The sequence below is a fragment of the Oculatella sp. FACHB-28 genome, from assembly GCF_014696015.1.
GTDB lineage: Bacteria > Cyanobacteriota > Cyanobacteriia > Elainellales > Elainellaceae > JAAUTN01.
In genome coordinates, this window is record NZ_JACJPJ010000069.1 from 1 (window position 1) to 11,105 (window position 11,105).

11 protein-coding genes are annotated in these 11,105 nt (G+C 48.4%); 7 read left to right on the forward strand and 4 right to left on the reverse strand.

All coding sequences use genetic code 11. The features are described from left to right. Positions 1–219: 219 nt before the first annotated feature. Positions 220–450: a hypothetical protein gene (locus H6F88_RS15445; protein WP_190643650.1), complete on the reverse strand. Its 231-nt coding sequence runs from the start codon at positions 448–450 to the stop codon at positions 220–222. 424 nt (positions 451–874) lie between these two features. Between H6F88_RS15445 and H6F88_RS15450 the strand changes: the two genes are divergently transcribed. Beyond that, positions 875–1,150: a UBP-type zinc finger domain-containing protein gene (locus H6F88_RS15450; protein WP_190440354.1), complete on the forward strand. Its 276-nt coding sequence runs from the start codon at positions 875–877 to the stop codon at positions 1,148–1,150. 34 nt (positions 1,151–1,184) lie between these two features. Next, entirely contained in the window at positions 1,185–2,129 is a 945-nt protein-coding gene (locus H6F88_RS15455) for a DUF5996 family protein (RefSeq protein WP_190643651.1), read from the forward strand. A 114-nt stretch (positions 2,130–2,243) separates the two neighbouring features. On the opposite strand, the gene H6F88_RS15460 is transcribed toward H6F88_RS15455, so the two are convergent. The 3 genes from H6F88_RS15460 to H6F88_RS15470 all read right to left on the reverse strand — a co-directional run bounded on the left by H6F88_RS15460 (position 2,244) and on the right by H6F88_RS15470 (position 7,399). Next, the gene (locus H6F88_RS15460; RefSeq protein ID WP_190643652.1) at positions 2,244–2,474 is read right to left on the reverse strand and encodes a hypothetical protein; all 231 of its coding nucleotides are present in this window, start codon (positions 2,472–2,474) and stop codon (positions 2,244–2,246) included. A gap of 366 nt (positions 2,475–2,840) precedes the next feature. Continuing rightward, entirely contained in the window at positions 2,841–5,972 is a 3,132-nt protein-coding gene (locus tag H6F88_RS15465) for an efflux RND transporter permease subunit (RefSeq protein ID WP_242050572.1), read from the reverse strand. 89 nt (positions 5,973–6,061) lie between these two features. Continuing rightward, on the reverse strand, positions 6,062–7,399 hold the full coding sequence (locus H6F88_RS15470) for an efflux RND transporter periplasmic adaptor subunit (RefSeq protein ID WP_190643653.1): 1,338 nt from the start codon (positions 7,397–7,399) through the stop codon (positions 6,062–6,064). Positions 7,400–7,511: 112 nt separating this feature from the next. On the opposite strand from H6F88_RS15470, the gene H6F88_RS15475 reads away from it, so the two are divergent. From H6F88_RS15475 to H6F88_RS15495, 5 genes are all read left to right on the forward strand, one after another. Continuing rightward, positions 7,512–8,150, forward strand: coding sequence for a TetR/AcrR family transcriptional regulator (locus H6F88_RS15475; RefSeq protein ID WP_199333631.1), 639 nt, complete (start codon positions 7,512–7,514; stop codon positions 8,148–8,150). Between the two features lie 379 nt (positions 8,151–8,529). Further along, entirely contained in the window at positions 8,530–9,474 is a 945-nt protein-coding gene (locus H6F88_RS15480) for an AraC family transcriptional regulator (RefSeq protein ID WP_190643654.1), read from the forward strand. 44 nt (positions 9,475–9,518) lie between these two features. Then, positions 9,519–10,076, forward strand: coding sequence for a VOC family protein (locus H6F88_RS15485; protein ID WP_190643655.1), 558 nt, complete (start codon positions 9,519–9,521; stop codon positions 10,074–10,076). Positions 10,077–10,117: 41 nt separating this feature from the next. Next, entirely contained in the window at positions 10,118–10,843 is a 726-nt protein-coding gene (locus tag H6F88_RS15490) for an SDR family oxidoreductase (protein WP_190643656.1), read from the forward strand. Positions 10,844–10,887: 44 nt separating this feature from the next. Next, on the forward strand, positions 10,888–11,105 hold a 218-nt coding region (locus H6F88_RS15495; RefSeq protein ID WP_190643657.1), incomplete at its 3' end, for a hypothetical protein.

The following is an 11,105-nucleotide window of genomic DNA, read 5'->3' on the forward strand; positions in this document are numbered from 1 at the left end:
AATCACTGCACAGTTATCTTGCTCTCTGATGCCCCGATACACCAAAGAAGCTAAGCTCTCATAGATTTTGCTGTGGATAGTAATTCCAGGCAGGGTAATCATTGAGTGCTCCCCCGATAAAGGACTGTCATCCGTTTCCCAAAGTATATCGCTTGCCAAACTTCAGAATATAAAGCTCCTTGCGTAGATCCTTCATATCCTGACTTGTGATTGCTCAACTCAGTAGCCAATCAGACTGGTGTGAGGCAAGGGCATAGGAAATAGCCTGGAAGGCAGAGATACTCCCTCAGGGGACTGGGGCTTCAGATTCAAGATCTCCCACAGGCTGCCTCGGCATCGAGAGCCGTACTGTTGAGGCGTTGAGACGGCTAGGGTCTGTTGTCGTCGGTTCACGGCAATAGCTCGTAGTGACAGCCGCTTCATCTGGGGGCAAACAGGCGTCGCCCGCATCAAAGGAGTGGGACATCGCTACCGGATTTTGCATTCAGACATTGATGGTCGATCGACTGTATGAATGTACTTTCGATCAACTTCGGATTCTAACTTAAGTTAGAGCCAGCCTTCTACTTTGCGATGGCATGGTTAATCTACTAATTTGTACTGTAAAAAATTTAACTTGCTATAGGCGACAGCTTGAAGGCGACCACCTATATTGATTTTGTGCAAACAGTCATGCAAATAAATCGGGCAAGTAAATTTCACGGTTCCATGCTTGAAGGCATGAATATTCAAGGTGCAACTGGATTAACGCACGCTCAAGCAGCGACGTTGAAAGCATTAGGAGCGATCGCACTGTGCAAAGCCAAACGCCTTAACTCAATGGCTGTATCCCATTTAATCAAGTACATCTCTTGCACATTCACAGGAATCCTTCATGTCTTGTCAACACCTGAACGAGCTGACGCTAGAGACTATGATTTCAAAAGCCAATTACCCGGTATTTCGCTGTGAGGAATGCCTTCGGGTTGGCGATCGCTGGGTTCACTTGAGAATTTGTCAAACCTGCGGCAAAATGCTGTGCTGCGACTCGTCTAAAAATCAACACGCTCGCCGTCATTACGAAGAAAGCGGACACGCGGTGATTAGTTCAGCCGAATTGGGAGAACAATGGCTGTGGTGTTTTGCCGACGAACAACAGAAGAACTATTGATCACGCTCTCCTTTTCTACTCGCAAGGAACCACGATGTCAAATCAGCCTGCCTCAACAGATATTTGGCCGAGTTTACCCCTGGACGCATGGCAAGAGACCTATGCCACCTTGCACATGTGGACGCAAATCATCGGCAAAATCCGATTTGCCCAAACTCCGTGGATTAATCATTCCTGGCATATTCCCCTCTATTTAACCGTTCGGGGACTGACCACTTCCACGATTCCCTATGGCAGCCGTATCTTTCAAATCGACTTTGATTTCATTGATCATGAACTGCTGATTCAAACCAGCGAAGGGGCAAGACGAGCGATCGCCCTCTACCCTCGCTCTGTTGCTGATTTTTATCAGACTGTGATGGAAACGCTCAGAGCCCTCGATCTTCACATCACAATTAACACTAAACCAAATGAAGTCCCCAATCCAATTCGATTTGAGCAGGATGAAACCCATGCTGCTTATGATGCGGACTATGCCAATCGATTCTGGCGAGTGCTGCTACAGTCCGATCGCGTCTTTCGAGAATTTCGTTCACATTTTTCCGGCAAGGTTAGTCCCGTTCATTTTTTCTGGGGAAGTTTTGATTTAGCAGTGACTCGCTTTTCTGGGCGATCGGCTCCGGAGCATCCGGGAGGGGTGCCGAATTTGCCGGATGTAGTGGCAAAAGAAGCCTACTCCCAGGAAGTCAGTAGTGCTGGATTCTGGCCCGGAGTCGGATTATCATACCCAGCGTTTTTTTCCTATGCTTACCCAGAACCCGATGGGTTTAAGCAGGCTGAGGTTCGTCCCGATGCTGCATTTTACAATAAAGAGTTGGGCGAATTTATTTTGCCCTATGACGCTGTCCGCGAGGCAGAATCACCGGATCAGACGTTGATAGAGTTCTTGCAAAGCACCTACGAAGCTGCTGCCAAGTTCGGCAACTGGAATCAAAAGGAACTTCAGCAGTTGACGTTTAAGTCGCAACTGCATTCCTAAATTGGCGTTTAACTGGCAGATCTTAAGTGGTGAAATGTATGACAATTTCGCAGACTGGTTTATTGGATGCTTAAACCTTGATCGTGAAGGTCAATTCTGCTGAACCGATGGCAATTACTCCAATTTTGGGAACCCGTCAGGGCATACTGGTGCGATCGCTCCCCTGGGAATGCAGATAAACTCAAATTTTTCCTCACCCTGGAAGGAACTCGTTGGTAATACACCAACGATGTTCAAAATTTGGCGGCCATCAGCCTCGACACCTTCCTCAATACTAGACACTTTGCCCTGGAAGAGTGCGGAAATGCGATCGCGGATCACATCCGTCGTTTTATGACCACTCACGTTGCGTAATCAAAGGCTATCTCACGAAATCATCCAACATGAAGGAAACCAAACCATGAATAAGGGTTCTTTTATTAACGGAACAAAAAACAACGCTAAGCTCAAAACTCGTGCTATGAGAGCATTTCAGGACTGGATCATTTGCCAGACGATTGTGTTCGTTCAATAGCGCAAGGAGAACCCTGGGAGGGATTGAGGCAATGAATATGATCAGAGAAGGACAAGTGAAAAGAGTTAAACAAGCGAGCAGTGTTTCTCAAGCAAAATTTATTGAATTGCTCTTTGAAATTGCTGCTTAAGGGAATGCAAGCGATACCGATCGGTTGCCCCTAATAAGTTTTTGCGACACAACCCTTAGTAGCGCATCTAAACTAATTTGCTCTTAGAGAGAGCGTTAGTTCTGGCTAATTTGCCCGACCGCTGGAGCAGCAGAAACACCGCCGGAACAAAGTAGACAGATAGTAGGGTAACACCACCTAATCCGCCCGCAATCACAATCGCCAGTGGATTCCAAAATCCAGTTGGGTCAAATAACAAAGGAGTGAAACCTGCTGTATCCGTAATGGTGGTAGCAACGAGGTGACGAGTTGCGTGCATCACAACTGCTTGAATGGCAATGCGGTGCGAGGTCATTTCCCCTGCGGAATAATAGTCCACCTTTAGCGCTGCATTCGATTGGAGAGCGGAGACAACAACGGTTGATTCATTTACGCCAATGCCGATTAAGCCGATTGTACCGAGGATAGCGGTGAAGCCAAAGGGATAGCCGGAGATCCAAAGTGCCAGAAAGCCTAGCCCCGCCGAAAGGAGGGCGATCGCACCAATACAAGCAGCCAGTGCAAAAGAGTTGAAAGTTAGCACCAGAGTAGCAGCCATCAACACCGCTAGAACACCGACTGTGGAGAACAGATTGGCGATCGATTCGCTCCGCTCAGCAGATTCTCCTCCAAACTCCCAGGTATAACCCGCAGGCAAACTGAACTGGTTTTGCTGTAGCCTTTGCTCAAATTGACTTTGAACTTGAGCAGGCAAGGTTCCAGCCGTGAGGAATACTTGCACCGTGTTGACCCGCCGACCGTTGCGTCGGGCAATCACGGGCAAATCGGGAACTAGATCAACCTGAGCAACTGAGGAGAAAGGAATGGGCTGGTCTTGATTGCCACTGGTGACTAAATCCAGTCCAGCAACCTGATCCAGATTGGCTCGTTGAGCATCAGCTACTCGTACCCGCACGGGCAGTTCTTCCGTTTCCTCCAGAATCGAACCGCCCCTTGCCCCTTCCAGTGCCGTATCAAGCTGTTGAGCAATCGCTGTGCGGTCTAATCCCACCAGTTGTGCCTGTTCTTCATCTATGGTGATAGCGAGTTTCGGTTGGGCTTCGGTTAGACTAGCGCGAGTGTGAATGACATTGGTGATCGGCAGAAACTCAGCCCGAATCTGCTCTCCCACTTGCTGAAGCGTATTCAGGTCAGAGCCGTAGAGCCGAACTTCAATGGGCGCATCGTAGGGTGGGCCTTGCTCAATCTGTCGTGCTACGACACGAGCCGCAGGAAATGCTTGATTGAGTTCAGTTTGCAGAGCTTGAATCACCTTTGTCGGTAGTACACCCCGACGCAACTGTACCCAACCTTGAGCATAGTTCGACTCATTTTCCCGTTTGCCAATGACGTTGTAGTAAAACGTGGGCGCACTCTTACCCAGAAACCAGTGAATATCTGCTACTTGGGGATGCTGTAAGATGAGGTTTCGCGCTTCAAGCGTTTGCGCTTGGGTTTGCGTCAAAGCCGTTTGCTCTGGCAATTCAAAATCGATGTAAAACTGGTCGCGTCCGGTAGGCGGAAAGAACTGCTGCCTCAGGTGCGGCACAACAGCAAAGCCTGTGACAGGTAGGAGTAGAGATAGGGCGATCGCCAGCATTGGACGGTGTAGCGCCATATTCAGGCTACGCTGATAGAGTCGGGTTAACCGAGGAATCGTGATTCCGGTTTCTGCCCACTGCGGCAAATTTAGCTGATGTCCCCAACGGTGCAGCAGCCCAGATAGGGCAGGCAACACGGTGAGCGAAATGATCAGGGAACTGGTTAATCCTAGAATGCCGCTCAGTCCAATTGTGCCTGTAAACTCTCCAACGCTACCCGGTTGAAGTGTGATAGGCAAAAATGCCAGCACCGTGGTGAGTGTCGAACTGGTGAGAGGAAGTGCCATGTGTCGAGTGCTGTCGGCGATCGCCTGAGTTGGAGTCATGCCCCGATGCAAGCGGCTTTGTACTTCATCTACCATGACGATCGCATTGTCGATCAACAAGCCGATGGCGATAATCAAACCAGTCAGCGACATCTGATGTAGCGGCACGCCTAAAAGCCGCATCCAGCCAAAGACAAGGAGACAGGCAAGGGGTGAGGCAATTCCTACTACCACCGCCGATCGCCAGCCCATCATTACAGTAATCACCAGGGTCGCCAGCAGTGACCCCACAAACAACTCCTGCATCACGCCATTGATGCGAGCATTCACATATTGACTCTGATCGAGAATAGTGGCGATTGTGATACCAGCAGGTAACTGAGTTTGAAAGTCTTGCAGCAATTGCTGTGCTTTATCAGTCCATTGATCAACTCGTTGAGCCGCCTCAACCGTTGCCGCCAGCACGATCGCAGGCTTGCCCGAAACAAATGCCAAACTGTCGGCTGGTTCCCGAATGGTGCGATCGACCTGAGCAATGTCTCCCAGTCGGGTCACTTGTCCGTCAGCAGCAGTGCGAATTGGAATTGATCGAATTCGCTCTAAGGAATCTAACTCGCTGGACAGCTCAAAAACCAGATCTTGATCACCGTTGCGAAGCTGTCCGGCACTCACTTTGGCATCACTAGACTGCACCTGTTGCGCCAATTCCTGTGCTGTCAAGCCCACCATTGCTAGATCAGATTGTCGAATTGCAACGCGAATTTCTTCTTGCGGATCGCCAAATACTTCGACTTGATCTGTACCTGCCAGGAAACCCAGGGTATCTTCTAGAGTTTTTGCCCAGCGTCGCAAAATCCCGTAGTTGACAGGAGCATCTGACTGCCAGACTAAGCCTAAAATTAGCGCATTAGCTTTTACCTCTTGATCCTCATATCTCGGCTCCAGTGCGCCCTCTGGCAATCGAGGAACTGCATCATCTACCTTACTGCGAACTTGTTGCCACACTGGTTCGACTGCTTTAACGGTTTCTTTTAAGTTAACGGTGACAATGGAAATGCCTAAGCTCGAAGTAGACTCCAAGGTGTCAATTTCTTCAACTTCAGATAGCTCATCTTCAATCACCTCCGTGACCAGGGCTTCGACCCGATCGGCGCTTGCTCCCGGAAACAATGTAGTAATAGTCGCTGCGCGTTGATTGATCTCCGGATCTTCCAAACGAGGAAGAGAAAAGAACGACGAAGCCCCCCAAACGACTATGAGAACCAGGGTCAAAATCAACAGTCGTCTGTTGCGATAGAACAAGGTAGTCATCATTAGAGCTCCTGAATGAATGCTGTTTAGGAGCGTGAATGGTAGCGCGGTCCTGCCGCGCTACCATTCACGCAGGAGGTTTATTGAAGTATTCAGGGAATTGATTGAGCAGACTGACCCGGAACCAAGCGCTGTACCCCTTCTGTCACAACTCGATCGCCCGCTTGTAGTAAACCCCGCACTAATACTCGATCTGTTTCTGTATGCAATACTTCCACATCGCGCCGTTCTAGCTTGTCTGCCAGCACAAAACAGGACCACAAGCCGCGATCGCTGCGAGTTAAAGCAGTCACAGGCAGCCAAAATCCTTGAGCAGGAACTGTTTGAGTAACTTCTAGCCGAACGATCTGATCCGGTGCGATCGCCTCCAAATTGGCATCATCAATCGCTAAAATGACGGTGCGAGTACGGGTTTCAGAACTCACTTCTGGCTTAATCGCAATCACCCTGGCAGAGTAGCGCTGCTGTCCAATTTGAATCGGGTGAGTGCTGCCGACGGATAACTGTGAAACTGCCTCAACTGGAACCCCTACCTCCGCCTCTGAAGTTGCGTTTTCGACCAGTCGAGCGATCGCCTGTCCCAAACTGACAACGGCTCCTTCGTCTAGTCGCCGCTCTCCAATTACACTAGTAAAAGGAGCTGTTAGTGTACTTTTGGCAATGGTGATTTCTAAATCGGCGATACTGGCCTCAAGCTGCTGCACAACTGCAAGTTGAGCAGCAACTTGTTCTGATCGAGTACCATTTTCTAGTTCCGCCAGTTGGCTTTGAGCAGCTGTGAGCCGATCTTGCAGAGCGTTGCGACCATACGCAACTTCATCCAATTGTTCTCTAGAAATCGCTCCTTCCCGGTGGAGATATTCCCGCCGATCGCGGCGAATTTCCTCCAACGCCAACTGGTTTTGCAACTCACTGACCTGAGACCGTGCCGCTGCGATCGCCTCTTGCCGAGGACCGTTGCGTAACTCTTGTAAAACCGCTTCTGCCCCAGTTTTTTGGGCCCGTAGCTGCGCTAACTGTGCAACCTGATTTCGCGTATCGAGTCGGGCGATCGCCTCTCCTGCCTGTACGCGATCGCCCTCATCTACTCCTATCCAAACCAGAGTTCCAGACCGCTCAAAGCCAATCTCGCTAGTGCGGGTAGCTTTCACCTCGCCCGTGTAGGAGCGCGTCACTGTATAGGATTGTACCTCTATAAGAGTGACTGTCCTAACGAGTGTTGTGGCGTCTGTCAATTCAGGTTGTGATTCTTGAGAAGTTAACCAGCGAGGAACCAGAACGGTTGCTCCAGCCAAAAGCAGCAGACTAGCAATGGCGGCAAATTTCCAACGATCCCTCAATTTCTGGATAACCCGATTGGGCTTAGCTGCTGCCTCAGTACCCTCAAAAGATTTTTCTTCCGACGAGTCTTGAACCAGTCCACCATCCATAGGTTTGACTCCTACTTTTATCACTAAAAAGCACGACCGTTCGTTAGTATTTATTGTTTAGCACGACCGTTCGGTCTTTGTCTATATACTGGAAACAGCAGATTGAACCGTAATGGCTATGATCCGATCAAACCCGACTGTCACTGCCCGTCGCCGTACCGCTCATGGGCAACGGACGCGACAGGCTATCTTAAAAACAGCCACTGATGTTGCTTCAGTAGAAGGGCTGGAGGGACTGTCAATTGGGCGTTTAGCTGCAGAACTGGGCATGAGTAAGAGCGGCTTGTTTGCTCACTTTGGCTCTAAGGAGGAGTTACAGTTAGCGGCGATCGATACGGCACTGGAGATTTATACGGCTGAGGTGATTCAACCTGCTATGGCTGCTCAAGCGGGAATTACTCGTCTGGAAGCGTTAACGAATGCCTGGTTATCCTACGGGGAGCGCAAAGTATTTCGGGGTGGATGTTTCTTTGCAGCGGTGACGGTGGAGTTTGATAGCCGTCCCAGTGTGGTGCGTGATCGCCTGGTTGACCTAATGCAGCAATGGCTAAACATGATAGAGCAGTTTATTCAGGAAGCCAAAGACCTGGGGGAACTTCGTCCTGATGTGGATGCTTCTCAGTTGGCATTTGAATTACACGCCACGATGTGGGGCGCAAATGCGATGGCACAACTGTTTGAGGAAACAAAGATTGCGGCTCAAACGCGAAGGGCGATTGCCGATCGATTAAATGCCGTTAGACCATGCTGAAGTGCTTCATGATTCCAGTAATCCTATGCTACCCCAGGCTAGATCTCCAAATTTCGGTTGTGTTGCAAAAACTTCTTAGGGGCAACCGATCGGTATCGCTTGCATTCCCTTAAGCAGCAATTCCAAAGAGCAATTCAATAAATTGTGCTTGAGAAACACTGCTCCCTTGTTTAACTCTTTTCACTTGTCCTTCTCTGATCATATTCATTGCCTCAATCCCTCCCAGGGTTCTCCTTGCGCTATTGAACGACTTGAATCCCATCATAGGGAGGTCATCTGCCTCTAGATAGACAAAATGGATTGTATTTAAGGAATAAAATCACACTCTCCAAAAGCCCATCAAGTTATACTCCTTGTAAGTCTTTTGAAATGTAGTTACATGCCTAGAAGCGAAGTTGAGAAAGAGCGACAGAAAACGATTCGCTTTCTGGATGAGTTACCAAACCAACCGATTCTTTCAAGTAAACCAAGAGGTTGGAATGGCATTGTGATGGAATATCGTCATCATTCACCGGATGAAATTGCATCACCACCAATGGCGCAGCATCTCATTACCCTTAACTGTGGTACGTCTTATCAACTTATGCAGAAGTTAGATGGACGAATTTATGAAGGACAAGTTATAAAAGGCGATATTATTCTGACACCCGCTCACTGCCCTAGCGAATGGAGTTGGGACTCTGAGGTCGATGTACTGCACTTATGTCTGGAACCTGCACTAGTGGCGAAAGTTGCGATAGAGGCTATTGAAGTCGATGAGGTTCGTGTTGAAGTCCTGAATCGGTTTGCAGCAGCCGATCTACAAATCCAACATCTTGGTCAGTTACTGCTCTCCGAATTGCAGAATGATAAATTGGCGAATCGCCTCTATGCTGAATCATTGGTCAATGCTCTCGCTGTACATGTAATCAGGGAATACAGCAACATTGAGAAAAACGTTCGGCAATATTCAGGAGGACTGTCTAAACCTAAGTTGCAGCAGGCGATCGCCCACATCCAAACTAGTTTCAATCAGGATTTAAGCCTGGATGAAATTGCGGCACAAGTGAATCTGAGCGCTTATCATTTTGCTCGTTTGTTTAAGCAATCAACGGGATTGGCACCGCATCAATTTCAGATTCGCTATCGAGTTGAGCAGGCAAAAGAACTGCTGCAAGCTGGACAGATGACCATCTCTGAGATTGCGACTGCTGTTGGTTTTTATGACCAAAGCCACCTGAGCCGTCATTTCAAGCGCATTGTCGGAGTTTCCCCCAAAGTAATTCAGCAAGAGGGCAAAAACGTCCTCTGGATTAGCAAGGATATGCAAGACCGCAGTGCCTGAGTCCTTGTACAGTAAGTGCAGATTACAGTAAAGGGACGTTACCCATGAAGGCATTGTTTGCACCTCTAGCCTTAACATTTAGTTTGTTTCTCGCCCCATACTCCGAGTCTCAGCCCAATGCAGCATCCACTGGGTCAAGAACAAACTTATCTTTTCTCAACGTGAGTCAATCTCTAGAAACTCCCTCCGGATCAGGATTAGAGACACTGCAAATTTACAATGTTGCTATCTCTGTTGCCAATCTTGATGAATCGATCGCTTGGTACGAAGACAAGTTGGGATTTCAACTTCAGAATAGACGCCAAGTATCTACAGGAATTGAAATTGCTCTGATTGAGAAGAATGATTTTTATATTGACTTGATTTATATTACTGGTAGTGAAAATGTAGAAGGTAGTCCACAAGACCCACCGGATCATCTAAGGGTGCAAGGCTTGCGGAATCTTGTCTTCTGGGTAAATAACTTGCAGGCAACAGATGCAGAATTGAAGTCAAAGGGCGTGCAACTGATTTGGGAGAGCCGCTACATTCCTGAAGTTGAAACGTCGGTAACCAATTTTCGAGACAACAACGGAAACTTGATCGCCATTTGGGAGAGATAAACGCACTTTGGCGACTTGTTATCCTTTTAAGGAGGTCGGATATGAAACCTGTTGCGTTAATCACAGGAGCTAATAAAGGAATTGGACTCGAAATTGCTCATCAACTTGGAAAGCGTGGCTATCGAGTCATCCTGGGTGCCAGAAGCACTGAACGAGGAGGAGCAGCAGCCAAAGTGTTGCAGGCTGAGGGAATAGAGGCAGAATCGATCGAATTAGATGTGACAAAGGCAGAATCGATTGCAAAATTGCCTGATTTCATTCGTTCAAAATTTGGACAGTTGGATGTGCTGATTAATAATGCTGCAATTTTGCTGGATAATGACGGACCACCACCCAGTGCGACAGATCCACAAGTATTGCGAGACACCTTCGAGACTAATTTCTTTGGTGTGTTTACAGTGACTCAAACTGTGCTTCCTTTTTTGTGCCAAAGTCCTGCGGGTCGCATTGTCAACCTGTCGAGTTCAGTTGCGTCATTAACCAGCATTCTTGATCCAGTTTCCCCCTTATCTGAAGTGATATCTCCCGCTTATCAAGCCTCCAAAACGGCCGTAAATGCTCTCACTGTTCTACTGGCAAAGGAACTAGCGCATACAACTATCAAAGTCAATTCAGCCTGCCCCGGTCCTGTGAAGACTGACCAAAACCCTAAGAGAGGTCTTCTCTCCCTAGAAGAGGGCGCTGACACACCCGTTTGGCTGGCAACACTTCCCGCAGACGGTCCAAATGGAGGATTCTTCAACTCACGAAAACCAGTGCCTTGGTAGCTGCGTTCGGTCATGCGTCAATAACAACAAGAGAAATTTTAATCATGCAAGCTAAAACTCTGAAGATCCTGATTTCACTGGCGCTCGCCACAACCGGACTCGCCACAAGTGGAGCAATTTTGGCATTCGCAAGGCAATCCGTTGAAACAACCAATCAACCCTTAATGAGTCAGGCTGATTTGCAGAATACGACATTGCCTGAAATGCCTGTATCCAACGAAATTGAACTTGAGGTGGTGGCTGAATTACCCATTCGCCCTTC